Genomic DNA, 22,475 nt, shown 5'->3' with positions numbered 1-22,475 from the left:
GCGCGTTGGCCGAGCGTGGCGAGCAGACGGGCCAACCTGGTCGCGCTCTCGGCCCCGGGCGCGGGCTCTTTGCCCGGGGTGGGGGGCGTGGTCGTTGCGGGTGCGTCGTTCACCGGGGGTGGCCGCCTTCCTCCAGGGTGAGGGTGGCGGTGATGAGCTTGTGGTCGGTGTGGGCGGGGTCCCCGGGCCACACCCGGTAGGTGCCCGGGACCACGTCGATCCGGTCGGTGGCCAGGATCCAGTCGATGAGCAGTGAACCGGGGGTGTGGGTGGTGGGCTCCAGCAGGGCAGGAGGCCGGCCGCGTTGTTCCCAGTCGCGTTCGGCCAGCGCGTACAGCCCGCACCCGTCGGTGTGGCGGCGGGTGCCGGTGTTCTCGTCCCAGGGGCCGATCAGGGTGTCCAGGGCGCGGGTGTCGTCCACCCACTGCCCGGAGGGCAACAAGAGGCCCTTCTGGCGGCGTTTGTGCGCCGGGACGTTGGTGTAGTCGCGGTGGGGCAGGTGCGGCCCCGAGGCGGTGGAGTTCAGGTCGCCGGCCACGACCATGGGGAAGAAGCCGCCGGTCTGGGAGGCGAGGATCTCGGCCTCCATCAGTCGGCGGGTCCCGGATGCGTAGTCGAAATGCGGGATGTGGATCCGCAGCGCGGCGTTGTGGGGCTCGCGCGTGGTCAGCGTCCAGGTGTTGCGGCCCCACCGGTGGTGGTCCGTCTGGGCGACCGACTCTTCCACGAGCCTCCACACCTGGGTGTCCCACACCAGGGCGGGCGGGTTGTTGGACCGCTCGATGTCTCCGATCTCGATCTCATAGGGGCCGCCGCCGAACAGGTTCTCGAAGATGTCCAAGGCCTCGCGTGCGTGGATACCGCGCGGCAGCCGCCACCGGGCCTCGTTGATGGCCATGAGGGTGGGTCGCACACCGGTGGCGGCGTAGCCGGCGAAGACCGAGTGCAGACGGGACAGACCGAGCCCGTTCTCCAGGCCGTCTTTGAGGTTGACCAGGGCGAAGGGGACCTGCATGAGACTCCTGACTGTGGTGGCCGAAAGCCGGTCGGGCAGGGACGTGGACGGGTTCTTGTCGTGGGGGTTCACCGGAGCGGCACCACCCTGAGCCGGGCCGCAGAGGGGCGGGGGAGCCTGCGCACCCGGAGCGGTCGCCACCGGTCCCGGCACTCCTCCAAGTACGCGAGGGTTTGCGTTGTGCTCCAGGCCTGGGTGTGCGCCTGCTCCCACCGGGCCCGGGCCTGGTCGGTGGCGGGCTCACCGGTCAAGGTCAGGGGCCGGGGCGGCTCGTCCAGGATGTGCACTCCGCCGGGCAGTTCGCACAGGGTGAACCGGTCAGACCCGCCTCGGGACGGGAGCAGCCGCAGCCGCCCCTGGCGGGCTTGGCGCAGAAGGGCGTCCAGGACCAGCCCCGCCTGCACCGCATGGTCCTGCTGGGACACCAGCGTGGGGACGGCTGCACCGATGAGGTACTCCACCCGGATGCCGCTCAGCCGCAGGTGGGCCACAGCCAGCACACGCAGGGCCCGGATGCGCGCCCACCGGTCCGGATCGGTGGCGCGCAGGCGATGGTCGGGATCGGACAGGCCCCTGGCGCGGGGCCACAGCAGCAGGGGCACCCCCTGCTCGGACAGGCACCACAGCCGCTCGGCGGCGCACCAGGCGCCGATGCGGGCGGCGCCGGCCAGCCCCAGGGTGGGGCGGTGGGGGCGCCACCACTCGGTGCCGGTGGCATGGACGCGCAACGCCTCCAGCCGCATGCGCTGGGCGCCTGTGAGCTGGTAGAGCTCGCCGAGCGTGCGCAGTCGGGACGGGTCGAGGGGCTGTCCGCGCTCCCACTGCACCACCCGCACCGGCGGCACCCCCAGGGTGCGGGCGACGGCGCCGGTGGACAACCGGCGGGCGTGGCGAGCCCGGGCCAGGGTGCGGGCCAGGGTCACGGCGGCGCCGGTGGGGGTGAGCAGGTGGTCCTGCTCGCGGGCACTGGGCCGGTGCTCCATCACGTGCTCCCCGAGAAGCGGACCGATCCCGCAGGCGGTGGGGTGCCTGGGACGGTCAGCAGGGCGAAGAGAGTGTCGGTGCCCGACGACGGGACCGTCGGCAGCGGCCAGGTGGCCGCTGGGTGCGGGCCGACCAGGTCATCGAATCCGGCCCGGGTGAGGAGTTCGTGGAGTTCGTAGGCGGTCCGGGCGTGGTGCCCGTGCCCACTGGCCTGGGTGTGGCGGGCGAAGTCCGCGCGCACGTTGGCCCCGCAGGGTTGGAGCAGCCCGATGCGGCTTCCTGCCGGGAGCACCCCGGCCAGGGTACTCACCAAGTGCACCAGGGAGGCGTTGCCGTAGTAGACGGGGGCGGTCCCGGTCAGGGCGAGCACCGGCGGACCGGGCAGCCCCCCGGTGTCGGTGAGGGCGGTGCGGACCTGATCGGGATCGACCAGGTCCGCGCTCGCCGATCGTTCCTGCCACTGCGGGGCCCCAGGGTGAGGTGGGTCCTGGCCGGGTGGGTGCAGGTGCACGATGCGCCGCACCCCTACGGTGGTGGCGGCCTCGCACCACGCCCCGACGTGGGGGTCGAAGCAGCGCGGGGGGCGGGAGGTGTGGGCGTAGACGAGGCGGCCGATCCCCAGCGTGCGCGCCGCCCGCCCCATCACCGCCCGGTAGAACCGGTCAGGGATCTGGCCCGGGGCCGGGGTGCGGCCGGGCCGCAGAGGGACGGCCGGGGTGCCGGCCAGGTGGGTGTAGACGGGGACGGCGCTGCGCGAGGGGAGCGTCACGTCGGATCCTTTCGCTGAAGCTGCTCGGGGTGAAGGTGTGCGACCGGTTCGGGCACACCGGGGGTCATTGCAGCGCGTCCCTCGCCTGCTGCCAGGGCACCCGGTAGGTCGGTGCCCCGCCGGCCTCCGCGGACGGGCCGGGCCCGGGTGGACTCCACCGCCCACCCCCGGTCGGCGGCCGCGTCCAGGAAAGGCCGGGCCACCTCGGGTGGTGCGGTGAACCGGCCGTTCTGCTGCTGGTGTCCGGTGAGGTCCACGACGGCCTCCACCGTGGGGTCGCCGGTGACAGGAGTGGTGCTCATCGCAGCTCCTCCAGGCGTGCGGTGCGGGACGGGCGCACCATGCGGGTGCGGGCGCGGTCCGCGCGGGCGCTGACGGCGGCGGTGGCGGCCTCGGCCAGCGCCCGGGCGCCGTCCTCGTCTCGGGGGTAGCGGCGGGTGCCGTCCTCCAGGGTGAGCAGCCAGTACCGGCCAGCATCGGTGGAGTCCACGCGCACCCGGTGGCCGAACCGGGCCAGGTAGACGTCCTCGCCGCTCGCCTGGACGCGCAATCCGGCGCCGCGGGCGGCCTGGCGGAGTCTGGCCATGGCCTGCCCGGCCGGGGTCGGGGCGGTGGTGATACCTCTCAACGGAACCCTCCTGGGATGTGGGGTGCGGTCAACACGGTCGGGAGTGCCAGGTCCTTCAGGTGGGCGAGCACACGCCCTTCCTGTCCGGGGTCGGCGATGGGGCGGGCGTGGGCGCCGGCCGGGTCGGTCCAACTCACCCACCACCGCAGTACCGGGGCGCCGTCGGTGGTGTCGGGGCGCAGCGCGGCCAGCACGGTGCGCTCACCCCAGCCCAGGCGCACCCCCGTGGGGTGGTCGGTGACGGTGACGCCCTGCGTGCGGGCCAGCCGGTGCAGCCGCTCGGTGGGGGTGGCCCGGGCGGGGACGCTGACCGGGAACCCGACGAGTTCGCGTTCGACCTCGGCGACCCGGGCCAGCAGCGCCTCCTCGTCGGGGGCGTGCACCGGTTCCTGGGCCTGGGGGCCGCACCAGAATCCGACGTACCGGCGCTGGGACGGCGACCACAGCACCCACCAGCACGCCAGCTCCCCGTGCAGGCGCGCGGCGGCGGCGAACTGCGCCTGGTCGTGGGTGTAGCACCAGCCCACCCCGCCTCCTCACCGGTCGGCGCGTGTGCGGCGCTCACGCGGCCCGCCCCACCGGGGCCGGTGCGGGCGTCGGCGCGGTCTGTTCGTAGTGGCGGCGGGCCCGCTCCAGCAGGGCGGCCCAGTCGGTGACCTCGGGTCGGCGCGCCAGCAGCGCCCGGCGCTTGCGTGCGGTCATCCCGCCCCACACTCCGGCCTGGATGCGGTTGTCGAGGGCATCGGCCAGGCACTCGGTGCGGATCGGGCACCCGGTGCACACCTTCGCGGCGTCGTCCTGGGCGATCCCCCGCACGTACATCGCGTCGGGGTCGGTGCGGCAGTGGGCCGACAGGGCGGTGCCGGAGTGCATGGTGGGGTCCTTTCGTGTCGTCGACGGGGGCGGGGGCTCCCCGCCGGTTGTCTCCGGACCCTTGGGGTCGGCGGGCCGGACTAGTCAGGGCGGGGAGCCCTCGGGGCGGTGCCGGGCCCAGGGCATGGAACGGACGGTCGGCACCGCCGGTTCAGGGGTCAGCGCAGGCCGCGTCTGTACCAGGTGTCGTAGTCGGTGGCGGCGGCCCACAGCCGCTCGAACCGGGTCTGGAAGAGGGCGTACTCCCCGGGTGCTGGGTTCGCTGGTCGACAGGTGTGTGGGGGTGTCCCCGCCCCGGGGCCGAGGCACGGGCCCGGACGGGAGTCGGGGCGGGGACACCGGGCACCACCCTGGAGGGAAGGAGGGCGGCGCCGGGAACGCCCGCGTTCTCGCGTTCACTGGGTATGAACCGCGGGCGTGGTCGGGTCACGGGGTGGGCACGGTCGCCTCCGTCCGGGGCAGCAGGGCGGTGAGGCGCTCCACGGTGGCCGCGATGGTCGCGTCGGCGGCCAGGTCGGTAACGGACTCGGTGGCCCAGGCCGGGTGTGCGGTGCGCAGGTGGGCGAGCACACCGACCAGGTCCAGAGAGGTCACGCCGGCTTCGGCCCAGGACACGTCCACCGAGCCGGGGGCGGTGCCGATGGTGCGGGTGGCCAGGGCCAGCACCAGGCCGGTGACACGGCCGTGGTCCTGGGCCGTCCAGGTGGCCGCGGCGGGAAGGTCCACGTGGGTGCGGTCCTCGGCGCCGGTGCGCTGCCAGACGGCCGGGGGCAGCTCGGCGCGTTCTTCACCAGGGGAAGAGGGGCCGGTGGGGGTGTGGCCGTGCACGTACAGGCCGGCGACGGCACGGAAGAGCTCGTCGGGGTCGGTGGTGACGGTGGCCACCGGGGTGCCCGGGGCGGTATCGGTGATGTGGCCGGCCAGCACGGCCCGAGCTCCGACCTCCACCACGCCGGTGGGCTGCCCCTCGGTGAGGCGGCCGATGACATCGGCGAAGCGTACCCGGGCGCGCAGCTGGTAGGCCCAGTAGTCGGCGCCGAGGCCGGTGGCGGGTGCTCCGGTGGCGGTGGAGACCATTAGAGCCGTCGGTGCGCTGGGCTCGAGGGTGTCCAGTTCCTGGCGCAGTGCTTCTTGGAGTGGGGTGACCGCGGGGCTGTGGGCGGGCACCACGTCGCGGATCGCCTTGGCCCACACTCCCGCCCGCTCCAGGGCCGCAGCCGCCGCCGCGAGGTCGGCAGTGGCACCGGAGAGCACGCTCAACCGGGGGCTGTTGACCACGGCCACGTCCACGCCGTACTCGGCCGCCACCGCCTCCGCCTGGTCGACGGGCAGGGCCACGGCGAGCATGCCGCCCTTCCCGGACAGGGGCGCGAGCAGGCGGCTGCGGGCCGCGATGACCCGCGCGGACTGCTCCAGGGTGAGAGCGCCCGCGGCGTAGGCGGCGGCGACCTCCCCGGCCGAGTGCCCCACCCACACCTGGGGGGCGATGCCCCAGGCGGTGAGGGTGTCGGCCAGGGCGACCTGGACCAGCCACCCGGCGTGCTGGATCTGCTCGAACCCCTCCAATGGTGCACCGGGAGCCCACACGGGGCCGTCCACGAAAGGTTGCAGGGCGGCCCGGCCTCGATCCACAGCGGCGGCGAAGACGGGTGTGGTGGCGGCGAGTTCGACGGCCATGTGCTGGTGGTGGGTGCCGTGCCCGGACATCACCCCCACCAGCCGCTCACGCGGGCCGTGGGCGGCCAGGGGGCCCAAGATGTTCTGGTGGGGGCGGTTATGGGCGATGGCGTGCAGGGCCTCGGCCGCCTCGCCGGGGGTGCGGGCCACCACGGCGGCGCGGTGGCGCGGGTCGTGGTCGCGGCCCCACAGCGCGGCCGCGCCGACCGGGACCAGGTCCTCGAGCGCGGCCACGGCGGGGGCCCACCGGGCGGCGGTGCGGGTGAGGACCTGGCGGGTGTGCCCGGACAGCGGGATCACCACCGGTGCCGCTGGTGCCCGCTTGCTGGCGGGTTGCGGTTCGGGGGCGGGGGCGAGGATGAGGTGGGCGTTGGTGCCGCCGAACCCGAACGCCGACACCCCCACCGCCGCAGGGGTCCCCTCGGCGCCGGTGGGCCAGTCCACGGCCCGGGTGGGCACGGTGATGCGGCGGTTGCCCACCAGGGCGACCGGGTCGGTGTGGTTCAGGGTGGGCCAGATGCGTCCCGCGCGGGCGCCGACCGCCGCGCACATCACGTTGACGACCCCGGAGGCGGCCTCGGTGTGGCCGAGGCCGGGTTTGACCGAGGTGAGCAGCAGCGGCTGCTCCCGGTCCCGGGTGCGGTAGGCGTCGGCCACTCCGCGCAGTTCCTGGGCGTCCCCGGCTGCGGTGCCGGTGGCGTGCCCGAGGACCGCGCCGACCTGGTCGGGTTCCAGGCCCGCCGCTGCCAGGGCGCGGGTGATGGCCTTGGCCTGCGCGTGGCCGTTGGGGGCGATCAGGTGCGGGGTGCGGCCGTCGTGGGTCACGGCGCTGCCCAACAGGCGTACCCATTCCCTGGTGCCGGGGGTGAGGTCGATGGTGCGGCACAGGATGAGGGCGCCGCCGCCCTCGGAGCGCACGTACCCGTGCGCCGCTCGGCTGAACGGGGAGCACACCCCGCCGGGGGCCATCACCCCGTCGACCTGGTGGAAGTAGGCGTTGATGGCGGCCGAATCCAGGCTGTTGACGCCCAGGACGACCGCGGTGTCCACCGTCCCGTCGACCAGGTCCCGCGCCGCCAGGTGCAGGGCCACGGCGGAGGCCGAGCACGCCGAGTCCACGACGAAGCTGGGACCGTGCACGCCCAGGTGGTAGGAGACGCGGTTGGCGATGATCGACAGGGCGCCGCTCTGCCCGGTGTGCGGGGTGGTGCGCACCCCGGGGGCGAACACCCGGCCGGCATGGTCGACCCCCGCGGCGCCGGCGTAGACGCCGGTGTCGGTGCCGGCCAGTGAGGAGGGGCGGATCCCGGCGTCGGCGAGCGCCTCCCACACCAGCTCCAGGGCCAGGCGTTGTTGAGGGTCCATCTGTTCGGCCTCGTCGGCGCTGATCCCGAAGTGCCACCGGTCCAGGCCCCAGTCGTGGTCGGTGAGGGTACCGCCGTGCCACCGCCGGCGGGGACGCTGGTCGGGGTGGACCTCGGAGACCAGCCGTTCCCACCGCTCCTCGGGCAGGGGACCGACGACGGTGCGGTGCCCGGCCAGGGCCTGGGCGAGCTCGTCGGGGGTGGTGATATGGCCGGGCAGGCGCACCCCCATCCCCACCACGGAGACCGTGTGCGTGCTCATCGGATCGGCCCCCGCACCACGAACACCGCCGCACTGTGCATCACCCGTACATCGACCTGGGCGAAGCGCAGGTTCAGCTGCCGCTCCAGATCCACCAGCCGGTCACCGCGGTTGTGGAAGGTGTTGCGGCCCGGCTTGTTGTAGGCGCGCATCAGGAGGCGGGCCGGCAGGTTGTGGTCGGCGTCGGGGTCGCCCGCGCCCAGCAGGGTGTAGCCGAAGGCGACACCGTCGTCGGTGAGCGCGTCAACGAGCCCGTTGAACGCGGTGGCCTTGGCGGTGAACCCGGCTCCGGGCACGCAGTGCAGGACGTTGCCCATCGCGATGGAGGTGAACGTCCGCGCCAGGCCGGGCCAGGGGGCGGCCAGGATGTCGTGCAGGTGGGCGGTGACCTGCGCCCGCCCCGAGAGCCGCTGCTGCGCGTGGGCCAGGGGCGCGGTGTTGATGTCGAGCACGTCGACGCGCCACTGCTCCGGGGGAGCGGGCGGTGGAGTGGTGGCCAGCATCTCGGCGTCGGCGGGACCGATCTCCAGGTGGCGGGCGCTCACGTGCTCGGCGTACAGGCCGGCCAGGGCGGTGTTGTCGATGCGCCAGGCGTAGGTGTGGGACAGCTCTCCGACGAGCCGCTTGTACCGGGCCAGGTTGCGGGGGCTGTACAGGGTGGGGTTGGGGGACGACACCCAGGAGGCATCGGTACGGGGGGTGTTCTCGGGCATGGGTGACCTCGCTTCGGCGTTGCCGCCTGCATCGAAGAAGGGGGTAAGAGGGCGGGGTGTCAGGCCATGGGGAGCATGCGGGAGAGCTCGGCGGGGTCGTCGAAGCCGCGCACCCAGGCGTTGGCGAACCTCTGGTCGGTGGCGGCCGTGGCCATCGCCGCCATCAGCTCCGGGGGGACGTTGCCGGTGTGGACGGCGTTGACCAGGTGCGAGAACGACGCGGTGTGGCGGATGTGCTCGTTCCACAAGGTGGTGAAGGTGTCGGTGAAGAACGCCTCGTCGAAGCCGCCGTGCTGGTTGTAGTGCTCGACCATGCGGTCGGCGGTGAAACAGGCGCTCTTGGTGGACAGCGACCAGCCCTGTCCGGTGCGGGGCTCGGTGGTCACGACCGTGTCGCCGACGCCGACGACGAAGCCGGTGCCCACGCGGGCGACCGGGGTGCGCACGACCGGGGTGACCGTGGTCAGCAGGGTGTCGCGGGGGTCGGACAGCGTGGCCTTGGTGAACCGCTCGCCCAGTTCCGGCAGGAGTCGGGGCAGCCGTTCAGCGAGTAGGGCGTGCACGTCGCCCTTGCGGATGGTGCTCAAGTCCAAAGGGTTGTCGGTGCCGGGGCGGGCCGTGACCATCACCGAGTGCGCGATGCCCTCGTAGGTGAGGATCGGCACCACGTACACCTCACCGTCGGCGAGGGAGTACACCTCCACCTCCGCCTCCGCTTCAGGGAAGTCGTGCAGGTACACCTGGGAGACGACCTGCCGTTCGGCGGCCAGGGGCCGACTGGGGTCGGCGGGGAAGAGGTGCCCGAGCTCGCCCGCGCCCACGGTGATAAGGATCGCGTCGAACATGCGGGTGAACACGGTCAGGTCGGACAAGGTGATGCCGTGGATGATGACCTTGCCGCCGCGGTCCTCGAAGTACTCCAGCAGATCAGGCAGCTTCACCCGCGGTTCCACCGCTGCTCCTGCTGCCCCCAGGTGGCCGGTGAACCCGAACTCGGCACCGTCGCGGGTGCGCGTGGTCATGGACACCGTTTGGAACAGGTGCTCCTGGCCCTCCCAGAAGTCCAAACCCAGGGTGCGCTCCAAGCCCAAAGCGGTGGGCAGCGTCAGCTGGGTCATCTGGGCGCTGCCGCGGCGCAGCTCCTCCGACGACATGGAGGTGGCGACGGTGACATCTGCGCCCCGGGCGAGGAGGCGGTGGGCGAGCACGAGCCCGGTCAGCCCGGCACCGACGATCAGAACCTTCACGATTTCAGCTCCCAGGTCGGGGGTGGGGGTCACACACGGCGGGCCGTGCGCTGGTTGATCACGTCGCCCAGCGCGGCGCGGGTGGCGGGCACCGAACGCACGTCGCACAAGGTCACCTGGCTCGCCGGCAGGCCCAGCCGGTCTGCGATGGCCTCCGGGTCAGGGCTGTCGCGAACGTGGTCCAGCACGACCTGGACGGGCAGCGCATGCTCCGACAACAGCTCCAGGGCCTTTTGTGCCTGGTCGAGCTCACCGGGACCGGTGACGACCAGGGCGCCGCAGGCATCGCGCACCACGCTGGGCCACAGCGCGTCGAACAGGATCATGTCGGGCAGCCCCAACAAGTGGAGGTTGGTGGTGGCCAGGGGTACCCGCCCCATGGACACCTGCACCGACACCGGTGCGCCGCGGGGCGCCTCGCCCTGGTCGTGGTTTCCGGTGCCGCGCATGTAGAGGGTTTCCACATGGGTGATGGGGGTGCTCGCCGAGCACGCGCCGATGAACTCCGCCGCACGGTGTTCGGGGGTGCCCAGCACGATGACCTTGGAGGAGCGCAGAGTCGCGTCGCAGTAAGAGGAGCGCCCCCAGGCGTCGCGGACCTCATCACGCGGATCGAACACTCCGCTCCGCTGTCGGCTGACCCGGGCCCGGTATCGGCGCAGCAGCTCGGTGACCAGAAGGATCGTCACCCCCCGGCTCATACGCAGCCGTGTGGCGATCTCCATGACCGTCAGCGGCGGCGCACCTTCACGATCCAGGTGGTACAGCAGCAGCCACACCGCCAGAGCACGCTCGTCAACAGCGTCAGTGACGTCGAAACCGGTATCGCCAAGCGGGCGCACCAGGGTGTGCTCCCCGATGGGCGGCAGCAGGACATTGTCCGGTATATACGGGCCCACGGCGGGCTTGACCGATGGCATCAACGGCTCCCACTCAGAACAGGAGGCAGGGTGTGCAGGGCCGTATCGGTCCCCGCAGGCAACAGCGGGGCGACACGGTCGGCGAAACGGGCCAGCACAGAGCCCGCATCGGACAGTCCCCGTTTGGGGACCACCCCGGCCACCCACATGTCGTCAGTGGCCGGCAACAGGACCAACGCCCCGTCATTGAAGCGGACGACCAAACGCTCCACCGTGAGCGGAACGTCCTTTTTCAGACCCATTTCCGCATAAGCCCGGGAGAGGTTCTTCAACGCGTATCCGATCGCCCCGCACCGCTCGATCGCCTCACGGGACAAAGCAGGACTGGCGTCCACGACCCGGCCGTCGCTGGCGAAGACCACCACGTCGAAGCCGTGATCGGTGTGCAGGGTGCGGATCTGTTTGTGAACGGTAGCCGCAGCATCATCGCCTACCAGGCTGCCCACAGGTGCCGTATCGCGGGGGTCGATCGTGTCCATGCCCCCATCATGGGAGCATCAGGGAAAGACAATCCATCAGCGCCCTGATATTTTCCATCAGCGCCCTTATGGCAATTATCAGCGCACTGATGATTGCTATCAATGTACTGACATCCCTTCCGTTCGCGCATTTCATGCGTGATTCTTTGTGCGAATGGAGGAGAGTCCGATGAACCGTTGTGCGAACTGCGGGCGCGACCGGGCCGCGCGTCGCTGCACGTGTGTCCCCGAGGTGTTCTGGGACCTGGACGATGTCCGCGCGGCGGTCAGCGCGGGTGATGCCGCGGAGATCATCCGCCTTCTGCGGCGCGAGACCCGGCTCAGTCAGACCGCGATCGCGCAGATGGCCGGCCTGTCCCAGGGCATGGTCAGCGCCATCATCTCCGGCAGCCCGCTGATCTCCCGCGACCGCCACCAGCGGGCCTTGAGAGGCCTTGGCGCTCCCGAACCGGTCCACCTGGTATCCGTACCTTCTGCGGAGAGTGGTTCCGGAGACCTGAGCACGATCCTGCGCGATGGCACCGACCGGGCCGCTCTGAGTGGCATGGAGCAGGAGCTCGCGGCTCTGTCGGCCGCCTACGTCAGCCGGCCCTGCGCCCCGCTGCTGCCCCGCCTGAACACCCTGCGCAGCAGCGCCCTGGAGCGCTACCGTTCCGGAGCCCGCCCCCGCCACGCACACGACCTGCTGGTCATCGTCGGCGCCTGCGAGCTCCTGCTGGCCTACGCCGCCCACGACGGCGGCAACCCCGCCGCTGCCCTGGCCCACCTGGAGCGCGCCGCACGGTGCGCGGACTTCACCGAACACCCCCACCTGCCCGGCTGGATCATCGGCACCCGCGCCCTCATCGGCGACTGGCACCCCTCCACCAGCACCGCCACCCTTGCCCTGCCCGGCCACGCCCCCAGCCCCCAGGCGTGGGCACGCCTGACCGCCATCACCGCCCGCGCCGCCGCCCGCCGCCACGACAGGCACACCGCCCGCGCGGGACTGGACCGGCTCGTAGACCACCAGGCCCAGCCCACCGACACCGACGACCTCTCCCGACGCCTGGGCGGCATCTTCGCGTTCCCCGACCCCAAACGCGACTACTACATCGCCGCCACCGCCGTCCTGCTGGGCGACGGCGACCGCGCCGCCACCCACGCCCACCGGGCGATCACCGCCTACGAGGCCGGCCCGGCGATCCAACGCAGCTACGGCGACCTCGCCCTGGCCCGCATCGACCTGCTCTCCGCCCACCTGCTGCGCGGCGACACCGACGCCGCCCACACCGCCCTGGAGCAGGTCGCCCGGATCCCCGAGAGCGACCGCATCCACCAGCTGCGCCCCGCCCTGCACGCCTGCGCCGAGCTGGCATTGAACGCCCCCATCGCCCCGAGCCAGAAACGGGAGATCACCGACCGGCTGACCGCGTTGCGGCTACCGTGGGGACCATGAGCGCCCCCCTGACATCCGCTCCCGCCGTCCTGACCGAGGCCGCCCACACCCTGGGCGCCGACCCGGCCACCGCCGTCCTGGTCCGCCACCACGGCACCCAGGTCTGGCACCTGCCCCGCGCCGGGGCCATCGTGCGGGTGAGCGGCCTGCGCCACCACCAGGCCGCCGAACGCTCCGTGGCCCTGACCCGCTGGCTGCACACCCGTGGAGTCCCGGTCACCGAACCCCTCCTGGACCGCGTCCTCATCACGGAGACCAGCGTGGCCACTCTGTGGCGGTACTACCCCCAACCTGCCGACACCCATCCCGCGCCCGCGGACCTGGGTGTCGCGCTCACGGCCCTGCACCAGGCCGGACCGCCCCCGGCCTCGATCCACCTCCCCGCGGCCGCTCCGCTGAGCTCCCTGCGCCACACCCTGAACCACACCACCACCCTGGCCACGGGGGTCGTGACCGAGCTGTCCGGGCGCATCGACGACCTGCTCGACGCCTACTACGAACTGGACTTCCCCCTCGGGGTGGGGCTGATCCACGGCGACGCCTGGCTGGGGAACATCCTGTTCGACGGGGACCGGCCGGTGCTGGGCGACTGGGACGAGGCGGTGCTTGGCCCCCGCGTCCTCGACCTCGCCAACCTCTGGCAGGGCCACCGACGGTTCGGTCGCACCCGCGCCGAGATGGACGCGTTCACCGCCGCCTACGGCTACGACCTATCCAGCTGGCCCGGTCTGGACGTCCTGATCCGCATCCGGGACCTTCACACCCTGGGGTCCTACGTCCGCGCCGCGGACCGTGGCGACCAGGCCGCCCAGACCCAGCTCACCCGCAGACTCGCCACCCTGGACGACCCCGCAGCCTCCTGGACCTCCCGATGACCACCCCACCCGAAGATCCGGCGTGCGGGTACTGTCGGCGATCGCGCGCCTCGGCGGGGCCGGGGTCGTGTGCGTGCATCCCGGCATGGTTCTGGGACGTGCCCGAGGTGCGCAGGGCGGTGGAGGAGCGGGATCCCAGTGAGCTGATCCGGTTGCTGCGCCGGCACACGGACCTGTCCCAGACCGCACTGGCCCGGATGGCTGGCATCTCCCAGCCGTTGGTGTCCGGCATCGTCTCGGGCAAGACGACCATCAAGCACCTCGACAAGGCGAAGGCCGCCCTTGAAGGTCTGGGGGCTCTTCGGCAGCCTGGATCTGCTGATGTGTCCGCCTTCACTGATGCGACCTCGGGTAGCACCTCCTCCTCCGGGAACGCACCGGGGAAGCTGGAAGATGTGAAGCGACGAGACTTCCTCGAAGTGGCCGGCACCAGCGTTATCACCGCTCCTCTCATCAACCTGCCCGGGTTCGGCACCGACACGACCCGGGTCACCCCTGGAGAGCTGGACGAGGTCCACCAAGCCGCCGCCGTCTTCTCCAGCTGGGACCACACCTATGGCGGCGCAGGCGTACGCGCCGCCGTCACCGCACACCTGCGCTGGGCCGTCTCCCTACTGGACCGAACCATCCCCTCAGCCCTGCGGGAGGACACCTTCTCCGCCGTGGCTAGGCTCGCCATGGTCTGCGGGTTCATGGCCTTTGACGCCTACGCCCACGACGAAGCACGGCGCATGTTCACCTTCGCCACCCGCGCAGCCGAGGAGGCGAACGACTGGCACCTACGTGCCAAAGTCCTGTCGCACCGCTCCCGTCAGGAGATCTGGTGCGGCGACCCCGAAGCCGGCCTGACCTTCGCCGAGCTCGCTCTGGTGCGCTCCGACCGCCTCTCGCCACCAGAGGTCGCCATGCTCCTGACGGCCAGAGCGCGCGCCTTCGCCAAACTCCGCGATACCCAGCAGACCCTCACCACTGTGGCCCACGCCGACGAAGCCTTCGCCGCCCAAGGCGGCCCCCAGGTTCCGGAATGGATGGCCTACTACGATGCTGCCCAGCACGCCGGAGATACCGGCCACGCACTCTGGGATCTGGCTGTGGAGAACCTGCACCCCGCGAAACCGGCCCATGACCGCCTCCAGATGGCAGTGGAAGGCCACTCGGACGCCTACCGCCGCTCCCGGGCCATCTCCGGCATCAAACTCGCCTCCTTGCAGACACGCAGCGACACCGAACAGGGCCAGGACACTGCCTTACGTGCCCTGGATGACATGGGCCAGGTGCGCTCCCGCCGCGCCGAAGACGACCTTTGGGAACTCGCGACCACAGCTTCGGACACCGCACCAGAGTTGAGCCGACTCATCATGGACCGGATCGAAAGCAGACCATAACCTTGACCCCCGCGGCCGAATACCAACAACTGCTCGCCCCAGCACTGCGCCAAGCCGGCATCCCCCGCTCACCGGAGCAAGCGCGCCCGATCCGCTTGGGCGAGAACGCCATCCTCAGTCTGTCCGGCCTCGTCGCCCGTATCTCCCGGCCTGGACAAGCCCGTGCCGCACACCGAGAAGTGGCCATCGCCCGCTGGCTCGCCACACAAGGACTCCCAGTCGTCACCCCTCTCGATGTCGACCAGCCCATCATCATCGACAATCGAGCCATCACCTTCTGGGAAGAACTGCCCGAGCACGGCCCCGGCACCGTTGAGGACGTCGCACACCTTCTGCGCACCCTTCACGCTTTACCGGTTCCCGACCACCTGAACCTGGGACGGCTCGACCCGTTCGTGCGACTGCCCCAACGCATCGACGACGCCGTCGGACTCAGCGACGCTGACGTGGCCTGGTTGCGCGAGCGTCTCGCCGAGTTGCAAGAGGCGTGGAAGACGCTCCCCGGCGGCCTGAGACATACCGTGGTCCACGGTGATGCATGGACCGGCAACATTGCCCGCCATGCCCACGGCACGCTTCTCCTCGACCTGGAGCGCTGCTCGGTCGGTCCACCGGAGTGGGACCTGGTATCCACCGCGATGAAGACCCACTCGGTGCCGTGGCTTTCGGAAAGCGACTACCGCAGCTTCGTTCAGGTGTATGGGGGCGACGACGTCAGGGCTTGGCCCGGTTTCTCTACCCTGCGGGACATCCGCGAGTTGCGCATGACGCTGTACTTCGTCCAGCATTCATCACAAGAGCACATGCACTCGGAAGCCCAGCTGAGAATCGACTGCCTTCGCGGTCGCCAGGGAGCCCGCCCTTGGCCCTGGACACCAGCAACATGAACCCCTAAATTGACCATTCTTTCGAGACGGTGTACGAAGCAGAAGCCTTGGTGAAGCGAAATCGATAGCCTTTTGGAAGGTTTGGCAAACCGCTTCTCCTCTCACTCGTCCACCAGGTGGGAGCCAACCGGGCTGGCTAGTTTCCGGAGGAGATCAACAGATCTGGGAGTTCGGTCAGGTCGTTGATGATCCAGTCCGCGCTCTCCCGCACCACGGGGTCATCCGCCCACAAGTACCCCCACGGACCGCGCCGGATCAGCACGGTGCGCAGCCCCGCGGACTTGGCCGGCACCACGTCGTTGTCGCGGTGATCACCCACGTACACGATCTCCTCGGGGCGCCCCGGGGCCAGCTCCAGAACCCTGGCGAAGAACGCCGGGTCGGGCTTGGCCACACCCCACTGGCCCGAGGTTGCGATCGCATCCACCGCCAGCCCCAGCCCCTCCAGCAGCTCGGCGGCACGCGAGGTCTGGTTCCCCGCGATCCCCACCCACAGGCCCGCCTCACGCAACGCCGACAACCCCGGACGCACATCCGGGTACAGGTCTACGTCCCCGATCAGCTCACCGAACCCGGCCTCCTCCCGCAGCTGCCGCTCCCGGGCCAGATCGAACCCCGGCCGGAAGTACTGGAAGGTCTCGGCGTTGTTGCGGCCCTGGGCGGTGACCGCGCCGAGCACGGCGGAGAACGTGTGGTGGGGGACGGCGAGCCAGTCCGCCCACCGTGCCCATTCCCGGGTGTCGTCCAGCAGCGTCTCACCGACGTCGAACACCACAGACCGCACCATGACACCCCTTGCCTCTACCCGGGTGGCCTTCACGCCCGGCTCACCCTAGCGACCCCCTGGGTCGCCGAGCTCCCAAGGCGTGGGTTGCGGTGCGAACTGCCACTAATCGGCAATTCATGTCATCTGGGAATTCCATGTGCTCAGCTGTTATTGGGGTCTGATCAGGCCTCATGTCCCGTAACGGGGTCATTATCAGAGAACTGATAAAGATTATCAGCGCGCTGATCGCTTTTCTTGGGAGCTCTGTGCATGGTGGGTGCACGGGCACGGATCCGCCCCGGCAGCGGCCCGCCCTGCCGATGCGATCTTCGCGCTGGAGCGGACACACGCTCGGGCCACCGTGACAGCCGCACACGACCTCGACCATCCGACACAGGAATGAGATGCCCATGACCGATGTGAGCTCCGACCCCGGGCAGGTGGAGAAGATCCGCCGGCAGATGGTCGACACCCTGCTCCGACTGCAGGAGGAGTGGGGCATGCCGCCGATTTCGGCGGAGGTCGCGGATGTGCTCAGGAAGGTTCCCCGGCACGTGTTCGTCCCCGAGGTGTCGCTGGAGGACGCGTATGCGACCGACTACGCGCCACCCGTCCAGCGGACCGGGGACGGCCTCATCACCAGTTCGATGTCCGCGGTGCGGGTGCAGGCCATGATGCTCGACCAGGCCGGACTCGGACCGGGCATGCGAGTGTTGGAGATCGGCTCGGGCGGATACAACGCCGCCCTGATCTCCGAATTGGTCGGGGCCGGCGGCGAAGTGACCACCATCGACATCGACCCCGACATCACCGACCGGGCACGCCGCTATCTGGACGAGGCCGGGTACAAGGATGTACGCGTGGTGACCGGTGACGCCGAATACGGCGTGGAGGCGTTCGCCCCCTACGACCGCATCATCGTCACCGTCAGGGCGTGGGACCTGCCGCCGGCCTGGACCGCCCAGCTCACCGACCACGGCCGCCTGGTCACCCCGATGCGGCTGCGCGGGGTGAGCCGCACCGTCGGATTCGACCGCGTCGGCGACCACCTGGTCAGCCGCCCCGATCACCACCTCACCGTGTTCGTGCCCATGCAGGGCGCGGGTGCGCACGAGGAGCGCGGGATCGCCGTGCAGGGGGACGACATCGCCCTGTACGGCGCAGAGGAGCCCGTGGACGTGGCCGCGTTGCGGAACTCCTTGCACGGCCCCCGCAAGGAGTTCTGGCCGGGGATCGAGTTCACGTACCCCGACCGGCTGCACCTGTGGACCGCGGCCCACGCCGACCGGTACGCGATGCTGCACGTGGCCGGCGACGTCCTCGAGCACGGGCCTTCCGGGCCCCTGGCCCGCCAGCCCGTGCCGGTGGTGCTCGCCGACGACGGGAGCGTGGCGGTGCGCACCAAACGCTCCCTGGGCGATGGCCGGTTCGAGATCGGCGTGTTCGCCTACGGACCCCACGGCGAAGACGCCGCCCAGAACTACATCGACGTCCTGCGCGCCTGGGACCGGCACGACGGATCCATGGCCCGCATCGAGGTCTGGCCCAGCGGCACCCCCGACGCCGACCTCCCCACGAACCGGGTCCGGGTCTTGGACAAGCCGCACACACGCACCGTCCTGGCCTGGACCTGAACACACCCCGCCCCGGGGTGTGCCCCTCCACCCGAAAGGAAGACAACTATGTCGCTGGACCACCACCAGGTCGACGCCGACGGGTTCGACCTGGACGTCGAGGTCGTCGAGAGCGGCCCTCGGCTCGACTCCCTGCTCAACCTGACCGGGGACAACTGCGGCTCCACGTGTGAGAGCGCCTGCTCCACCACCTGCCCCTAGGACGGCCCTGCGCTGAAACCCCGGCGCCGCAGCCAGCGGCGCCGGGCCGCCCCCCTTCAAGGAGCGCCCGTGCACCCCCGATTCACCGCCCACTCCAGCGGCGTGCTGCGCGCTTCCGCGCTCGCCGACCCCCACGACCTCCCCTTGTGGCCTGACGGCCCCGCCGACAGCCCCGAGCACCGCAGTGCGTGGGTCGGATGGCTGCGGAAGGTGCGCGATCATCCGGTGCTGGGAGCAGCGATCAGCGACGCCAGCCCCATCCTTTTCCAGCGGATCGACCACGTCTGCCATGACGGCGCCAGCGGGCGTGACCTCGCGCGGGTGGCCCGCTCCTGCGCCCGGTACGTGTTGCGCGCCCAGAGCCGGGCCGCGCCGTTCGGGTCGTTCGCCGGGGTGGCCCCGACCCGCTTCGCGTCCGCCGTATCCGGGAACGTTGGCGTCGACCACCGGCCGGTGGCACGGGTGAGCGCGGCCTGGACCGCGGCGGCCGTCGATCGGTTGGAAACCTGCGAGCCGGAGTTCACCGCCCACCTGTCGGTCGTCGCCAACACCCTCGCTGTGGTGCGCGCCGGCCGGATCCTCATCGAGCACCGACCCGAATCCGGAGCCGACCACGGCAGGCGTTCCTCGCTGCGGCTGACCGCCCCCGCGCGCATGGCCCTGGAGACGGCCCGCACACCCACGTCCTGGGCCCAGGTGGAGGCCGCGCTGAACACGGCGTTCCCAGACCGGGGAGACGCCGTCCGTGCCCTGGTCGGCACGCTGGTGCGTCACCGGGTGCTGCTGACCTGCCTGCACCCGCCCATGGACACCCCCGACCCGCTGGGGCACCTCATCGCAGCCGCGCGCGACGCCGGCGCCGACCGGTACCCGCACGCCGCGACGGTCCTCGCCCACCTGGAGGCCGCGCAACGGAGCCTCGCGGACCACGACCATGCACCCGAACCCGCAGTGCGGGCCGCCGCGATGAGCCGCGCCCGCACCGCACTCGCCGGTGTGGCACCGGTGGACACCCCGACCAGCGTGGACCTGCGGCTGGAGAGCAACCTGGACCTGCCGCGCACCGTCTCCTGGCAGATCCAGGACGCCGCCGGAGTGCTCGCCCGCCTGTCTCCCGTCCGCCAGGGCACCCCCGCCTGGGCCGACTACCACCGGCGATTCTGCGAACGCTACGGGCTCGGAGCAGTGGTACCGGTGACCGAGGTGACCGACCCCGACCGTGGACTCGGGCTCCCCGCCGGGTTCCACGGCTCCCGGCTTCCCACGCCCCCAGCCCAGGCCCTGTCCGAACGCGACGCCGTCCTACTCGGCCTGGCACAACAGGCCACCTGGGACGGGACGGGCGAGGTCGTGGTGGACGACCACCTCCTGGACCGCCTCGGCGCCACCCCGCTCGACACCGTGTGGCCGCACACCGAACTGCGGGTGCGTGTTCACGCCACCAGCCGGGAAGCCCTCGACGCCGGTGACTTCCGTGTCGTGGTCGCCGGGGCCTCCCGCGGGGCCGGCACCACCGTGGGCCGATTCCTCGACCTGCTGCCACCCTCCGGCCGGGACCCCTTGATCGACCTGTACCGGCATCTGCCCACCCTGTGCCAGGACGCGATTCTGGCCCAGCTCACCTGCCCGGCGGCGTCCGCGCGCGGCGACCAGGTAGCGCGCACCCCCACGGTGCTGCCGACCCGCCTGGCGCTGGGCCAGCACCACCCGGCCGACCCCAACGCCCTGGGACTGGACGACCTCGCCGTCACCGCCGACCCTCACCGCCTGCACCTGGTCACCCGCCACGGGCTGCGGCCGGTGGAGCCGGTCGTATTCCACGCCCTCGAATTCACCCGCGCCGCCCACCCACAGATGCGGTTCCTCGCCGAGCTGCCCTGGGCCTTCACCGCCGTTCCCGTCCCCTTCGCCTGGGGAGCCGCCACCCACCTGCCCTACCTGCCCCGGGTGCGGTGGCGGCGATGCGTCCTGGCCCCCGCCCGGTGGCGGTTGGACGCCCACACCCTTCCCGGCCCCCACGCGCCGTGGCAGGAATGGGCCGACCACCTGGACCGGTGGCGAACCACCCACCGGGTCCCGGACGAGGTGGAGATGGGGGAGAACGACCAGCGCCTGCGGGTGGATCTGCGCCTGCCCGCCCACCAGGACCTGGTGCGCACCGGGCTGGGCCAGGCCGGGAGGATCTTCCTACGCGAGGCGTCCACCGACCAGGACCTGGGCTGGATCGGAGGCCGCGCCCACGAGATCGTCGCGACCGTGACCGCGAACCAGGCACCGAGCCCGGTCCGGCCCCTCCCCGGATCGGCTCACCCCCGCAGCCCAGAGCACCTGCCCGGCGAAGCCGGGTGGTGCTCGGTGAAGCTGTACGGCCACCCCGACCACGCCACCGGCCTGATCACCGAGGGGCTTCCCCGGTTGTCTGCTACCGGAACGCCGCTCTCCTGGTGGTTCCTGCGATACCGGGACCCCGATCCGCACCTGCGCGTACGGGTCCACATCAAGGACCCCGAACAACTCAAGGCCGTGCACGCCTGGACACGTGACCTCCGCGCCCAAGGCCAGGTCGCCGCCGTCGTCCACGACACCTACACCCCCGAGTCCGGAAGGTTCGGGCCCGGTACCGCGATGGAGGCCGCCGAGGCCTTGTTCGTCGCCGACTCCCGCGCGGTCGCCGCCCAACTCGCCACCGACCAGACCGAGGCAGGCACGCGCGTGTGGGCGGCCGCCAGCATGACCGACCTCGCCCACCACCTTCTCGGAAACGTACCGGATGCCCGACGGTGGCTCATCGACCACGCACCCGCAGGCACCACCGACCGCACCGAGGCAGCGCACACGATCACGCTCACCGACCCCGACCACGACGGCCCTCCCACCCCGGTCCGGGACTCCTGGGAGCAACGTGCCCAAGCAGCCCGCGCCTACGCCAAGGCCCTCGCCGACCTCGGCTTCGCCGCCGCGGAAGTGCTGCCGGACCTGCTGCACCTGCACTCGACCCGGCTGTTCGGCCCCGACCCGGCCACCGAACGGGCATGCCTGGCACTGGCACGGGCCGCCGCTCTGAGCTGGAACGCCCGTACCAAGGAGCCCCAGTGACCGCCACCGCCACCACCGCGAACCGGGCGCACAGCACTGCTCGGACGATCCTGGACAGCCTCACAGACCCCGACCACGTGCGGTTCCTGCCCGACAAACCGGCCCTGCGCCAACGCCCCTCCTCCCTGGGCGGCGGCGCCGCAGGCGTGGCGTTGGCCCACATCGAGGCCGCCCGCACCGGACACGGGTCCTGGGACACCGCCAGGGCCTGGCTCAGCCGCGCCCTGTCCGGTCCGGTCAACGGCAGTGACACCGCCACCCTGTGGTCCGGAGCCCCCGCCCTGGGCCTGCTCACCACCATCGCCGCGACCTCGCCCACCCACCTGGCCCGAGCACGCACCCGCCTGGACGAGGCCACCACACGCCTCACCCTCCACCGGCTGGACCAAGCCCACGCCCGCCTCGACCGAGGCGAGCTCCCCACCCTGGCCGAGTTCGACCTCATCCAAGGACTCACCGGGCTCGCCGCCTACCACCTGCACACCCACCCCGACGCCGATATCACCGCCCGAGCACTCACCTACCTGGCACGGCTCACCCTTCCACTGCCCGTCGGCACCGACCAGTGGCCAGGCTGGTGGACCCGGCAGTCCCCCCACAACCGCCTCGACCCCGACTTCCCCGGCGGACACCTCAACCTGGGAACGGCCCACGGCATCGCCGCCCCCTTGGCGGTACTGTCGCTGGCGCTGCGCCACGGGGTCACCGTCGACGGGCACACCGACGCCATCGGCCGGATCCTCGACGTCCTCGACACCCGGCGCCACACCGGCCCGCAAGGGACGTGGTGGCCCTACTACCTCACCCCCCGACGGTGGAGCACCGGCCCGACCACCGCCCCCTCCACCGCGCAGCGGCCCTCCTGGTGCTACGGCACCCCCGGCCTGGCCCGCGCCCAACAACTCGCCGGGATCGCCCTGGGCGACCACGGCCGCCGGGCAAAGGCCGAGCAGGCGATGGCCGACTGCCTGCGCGACGCCTCCCAGCTCGACACCCTCACCGACCTCGGGCTCTGCCACGGATGGGCCGGGCTGCTGCACTGTGCCTGGCGCATCAACGCCGACGCCCCCGACGCGCCGCTGACACAGGACCTGGACCGCATCGCCCGCACCCTCATCGACCGTCTCGAACCCGACGACCACCACAGCCCGGACCCCGAGTTCCTCGACGGCCGCGCCGGGATCGCGCTGGCCCTGCACACCTACGCCACCGGCACCGCGACCGGCGTGCCCTGGGACGCCTACCTCGCCCTGGCCTGACCA

General features: G+C 71.7%; 21 protein-coding genes. 8 read left to right on the top strand and 13 right to left on the bottom strand.

Features of this window, described 5'->3' with window-relative positions:
• Positions 1 to 109: 109 nt before the first annotated feature.
• The 12 genes from ABZ249_RS12135 to ABZ249_RS12080 form a co-directional block, all read right to left on the bottom strand.
• Entirely contained in the window at positions 110 to 1,087 is a 978-nt protein-coding gene (locus ABZ249_RS12135) for a hypothetical protein (RefSeq protein ID WP_355260930.1), read from the bottom strand.
• Positions 1,084 to 1,998 carry a helix-turn-helix transcriptional regulator gene (locus ABZ249_RS12130; RefSeq protein ID WP_355260927.1) on the bottom strand — a complete coding sequence of 305 codons (915 nt, stop codon included), beginning with the start codon at positions 1,996 to 1,998 and terminating at the stop codon, positions 1,084 to 1,086. The genes ABZ249_RS12135 and ABZ249_RS12130 overlap by 4 nt, the downstream gene beginning before the upstream one ends.
• Positions 1,998 to 2,768 (bottom strand): hypothetical protein, encoded by a 771-nt coding sequence (locus ABZ249_RS12125; RefSeq protein ID WP_355260924.1) that lies wholly within the window; start codon positions 2,766 to 2,768, stop codon positions 1,998 to 2,000. The genes ABZ249_RS12130 and ABZ249_RS12125 overlap by 1 nt, the downstream gene beginning before the upstream one ends.
• Complete coding sequence (locus ABZ249_RS12120) at positions 2,765 to 3,070, bottom strand: hypothetical protein (protein WP_355260921.1); 306 nt, start codon at positions 3,068 to 3,070, stop codon at positions 2,765 to 2,767. The genes ABZ249_RS12125 and ABZ249_RS12120 overlap by 4 nt, the downstream gene beginning before the upstream one ends.
• Complete coding sequence (locus ABZ249_RS12115; RefSeq protein ID WP_355260918.1) at positions 3,067 to 3,396, bottom strand: hypothetical protein; 330 nt, start codon at positions 3,394 to 3,396, stop codon at positions 3,067 to 3,069. The genes ABZ249_RS12120 and ABZ249_RS12115 overlap by 4 nt, the downstream gene beginning before the upstream one ends.
• Entirely contained in the window at positions 3,393 to 3,923 is a 531-nt protein-coding gene (locus ABZ249_RS12110; RefSeq protein WP_355260915.1) for a hypothetical protein, read from the bottom strand. The genes ABZ249_RS12115 and ABZ249_RS12110 overlap by 4 nt, the downstream gene beginning before the upstream one ends.
• Positions 3,924 to 3,957: 34 nt before the next feature.
• A complete protein-coding gene (locus ABZ249_RS12105) occupies positions 3,958 to 4,269 on the bottom strand; it encodes a WhiB family transcriptional regulator (protein ID WP_355260912.1) in 312 nt (103 codons plus the stop codon).
• 426 nt (positions 4,270 to 4,695) lie between these two features.
• On the bottom strand, positions 4,696 to 7,572 hold the full coding sequence (locus ABZ249_RS12100) for a type I polyketide synthase (protein ID WP_355260909.1): 2,877 nt from the start codon (positions 7,570 to 7,572) through the stop codon (positions 4,696 to 4,698).
• Positions 7,569 to 8,285: a class I SAM-dependent methyltransferase gene (locus ABZ249_RS12095; protein ID WP_355260906.1), complete on the bottom strand. Its 717-nt coding sequence runs from the start codon at positions 8,283 to 8,285 to the stop codon at positions 7,569 to 7,571. Before ABZ249_RS12095 ends, ABZ249_RS12100 begins: the two co-directional genes overlap by 4 nt.
• A 59-nt stretch (positions 8,286 to 8,344) precedes the next feature.
• Positions 8,345 to 9,532 (bottom strand): styrene monooxygenase/indole monooxygenase family protein, encoded by a 1,188-nt coding sequence (locus ABZ249_RS12090; protein WP_355260903.1) that lies wholly within the window; start codon positions 9,530 to 9,532, stop codon positions 8,345 to 8,347.
• Positions 9,533 to 9,561: 29 nt separating this feature from the next.
• Complete coding sequence (locus ABZ249_RS12085) at positions 9,562 to 10,452, bottom strand: hypothetical protein (RefSeq protein ID WP_355260900.1); 891 nt, start codon at positions 10,450 to 10,452, stop codon at positions 9,562 to 9,564.
• On the bottom strand, positions 10,452 to 10,931 hold the full coding sequence (locus ABZ249_RS12080; RefSeq protein WP_355260897.1) for a hypothetical protein: 480 nt from the start codon (positions 10,929 to 10,931) through the stop codon (positions 10,452 to 10,454). Before ABZ249_RS12080 ends, ABZ249_RS12085 begins: the two co-directional genes overlap by 1 nt.
• Before the next feature lie 169 nt (positions 10,932 to 11,100).
• Here ABZ249_RS12080 and ABZ249_RS12075 point away from each other — a divergent pair, with 169 nt between their 5' ends.
• From ABZ249_RS12075 to ABZ249_RS12060, 4 genes are all read left to right on the top strand, one after another.
• On the top strand, positions 11,101 to 12,369 hold the full coding sequence (locus ABZ249_RS12075; RefSeq protein ID WP_355260894.1) for a helix-turn-helix transcriptional regulator: 1,269 nt from the start codon (positions 11,101 to 11,103) through the stop codon (positions 12,367 to 12,369).
• Positions 12,366 to 13,244 (top strand): phosphotransferase, encoded by an 879-nt coding sequence (locus ABZ249_RS12070; protein ID WP_355260891.1) that lies wholly within the window; start codon positions 12,366 to 12,368, stop codon positions 13,242 to 13,244. The genes ABZ249_RS12075 and ABZ249_RS12070 overlap by 4 nt, the downstream gene beginning before the upstream one ends.
• 98 nt (positions 13,245 to 13,342) lie before the next feature.
• The gene (locus tag ABZ249_RS12065) at positions 13,343 to 14,629 is read left to right on the top strand and encodes a helix-turn-helix transcriptional regulator (RefSeq protein ID WP_355260888.1); all 1,287 of its coding nucleotides are present in this window, start codon (positions 13,343 to 13,345) and stop codon (positions 14,627 to 14,629) included.
• 2 nt (positions 14,630 to 14,631) lie between these two features.
• Positions 14,632 to 15,516: an aminoglycoside phosphotransferase family protein gene (locus tag ABZ249_RS12060; RefSeq protein ID WP_355260885.1), complete on the top strand. Its 885-nt coding sequence runs from the start codon at positions 14,632 to 14,634 to the stop codon at positions 15,514 to 15,516.
• Between the two features lie 136 nt (positions 15,517 to 15,652).
• Here ABZ249_RS12060 and ABZ249_RS12055 read toward each other — a convergent pair whose 3' ends face one another.
• Complete coding sequence (locus ABZ249_RS12055) at positions 15,653 to 16,303, bottom strand: HAD family hydrolase (RefSeq protein ID WP_355260882.1); 651 nt, start codon at positions 16,301 to 16,303, stop codon at positions 15,653 to 15,655.
• A gap of 389 nt (positions 16,304 to 16,692) precedes the next feature.
• On the opposite strand from ABZ249_RS12055, the gene fxlM reads away from it, so the two are divergent.
• The 4 genes from fxlM (at position 16,693) to ABZ249_RS12035 (ending at position 22,472) form a co-directional block, all read left to right on the top strand.
• The gene (gene fxlM, locus ABZ249_RS12050; protein WP_355260879.1) at positions 16,693 to 17,916 is read left to right on the top strand and encodes a methyltransferase, FxLD system; all 1,224 of its coding nucleotides are present in this window, start codon (positions 16,693 to 16,695) and stop codon (positions 17,914 to 17,916) included.
• Positions 17,917 to 17,964: 48 nt separating this feature from the next.
• Complete coding sequence (locus tag ABZ249_RS12045) at positions 17,965 to 18,117, top strand: FxLD family lanthipeptide (RefSeq protein ID WP_355260876.1); 153 nt, start codon at positions 17,965 to 17,967, stop codon at positions 18,115 to 18,117.
• Between the two features lie 69 nt (positions 18,118 to 18,186).
• Positions 18,187 to 21,213 carry a lantibiotic dehydratase gene (locus ABZ249_RS12040; RefSeq protein ID WP_355260873.1) on the top strand — a complete coding sequence of 1,009 codons (3,027 nt, stop codon included), beginning with the start codon at positions 18,187 to 18,189 and terminating at the stop codon, positions 21,211 to 21,213.
• Positions 21,210 to 22,472: a lanthionine synthetase C family protein gene (locus ABZ249_RS12035; protein WP_355260870.1), complete on the top strand. Its 1,263-nt coding sequence runs from the start codon at positions 21,210 to 21,212 to the stop codon at positions 22,470 to 22,472. The genes ABZ249_RS12040 and ABZ249_RS12035 overlap by 4 nt, the downstream gene beginning before the upstream one ends.
• The last annotated feature ends 3 nt before the right edge of the window (positions 22,473 to 22,475 follow it).

Source organism: Nocardiopsis sp. NPDC006139 (genome assembly GCF_040614155.1).
GTDB lineage: Bacteria > Actinomycetota > Actinomycetes > Streptosporangiales > Streptosporangiaceae > Nocardiopsis > Nocardiopsis changdeensis.
The sequence above is the reverse complement of the archived record's forward strand: the minus strand, read 5'-3'. Positions and strand labels throughout refer to the sequence as shown.

What these genes read in the sequence shown, in the direction of transcription:
- ABZ249_RS12055 (WP_355260882.1), bottom strand. Translation starts at nt 16,303, where the DNA reads ATGGTGCGGTCTGTGGTGTTCGACGTCGGTGAGACGCTGCTGGACGAC.
- ABZ249_RS12095 (WP_355260906.1), bottom strand. Translation starts at nt 8,285, where the DNA reads ATGCCCGAGAACACCCCCCGTACCGATGCCTCCTGGGTGTCGTCCCCC.
- ABZ249_RS12120 (WP_355260921.1), bottom strand. Translation starts at nt 3,070, where the DNA reads ATGAGCACCACTCCTGTCACCGGCGACCCCACGGTGGAGGCCGTCGTG.
- ABZ249_RS12070 (WP_355260891.1), top strand. Translation starts at nt 12,366, where the DNA reads ATGAGCGCCCCCCTGACATCCGCTCCCGCCGTCCTGACCGAGGCCGCC.
- ABZ249_RS12105 (WP_355260912.1), bottom strand. Translation starts at nt 4,269, where the DNA reads ATGCACTCCGGCACCGCCCTGTCGGCCCACTGCCGCACCGACCCCGAC.
- ABZ249_RS12080 (WP_355260897.1), bottom strand. Translation starts at nt 10,931, where the DNA reads ATGGACACGATCGACCCCCGCGATACGGCACCTGTGGGCAGCCTGGTA.
- ABZ249_RS12100 (WP_355260909.1), bottom strand. Translation starts at nt 7,572, where the DNA reads ATGAGCACGCACACGGTCTCCGTGGTGGGGATGGGGGTGCGCCTGCCC.
- ABZ249_RS12045 (WP_355260876.1), top strand. Translation starts at nt 17,965, where the DNA reads ATGTCGCTGGACCACCACCAGGTCGACGCCGACGGGTTCGACCTGGAC.
- ABZ249_RS12085 (WP_355260900.1), bottom strand. Translation starts at nt 10,452, where the DNA reads ATGCCATCGGTCAAGCCCGCCGTGGGCCCGTATATACCGGACAATGTC.
- fxlM (WP_355260879.1), top strand. Translation starts at nt 16,693, where the DNA reads ATGACCGATGTGAGCTCCGACCCCGGGCAGGTGGAGAAGATCCGCCGG.
- ABZ249_RS12130 (WP_355260927.1), bottom strand. Translation starts at nt 1,998, where the DNA reads ATGGAGCACCGGCCCAGTGCCCGCGAGCAGGACCACCTGCTCACCCCC.
- ABZ249_RS12075 (WP_355260894.1), top strand. Translation starts at nt 11,101, where the DNA reads ATGAACCGTTGTGCGAACTGCGGGCGCGACCGGGCCGCGCGTCGCTGC.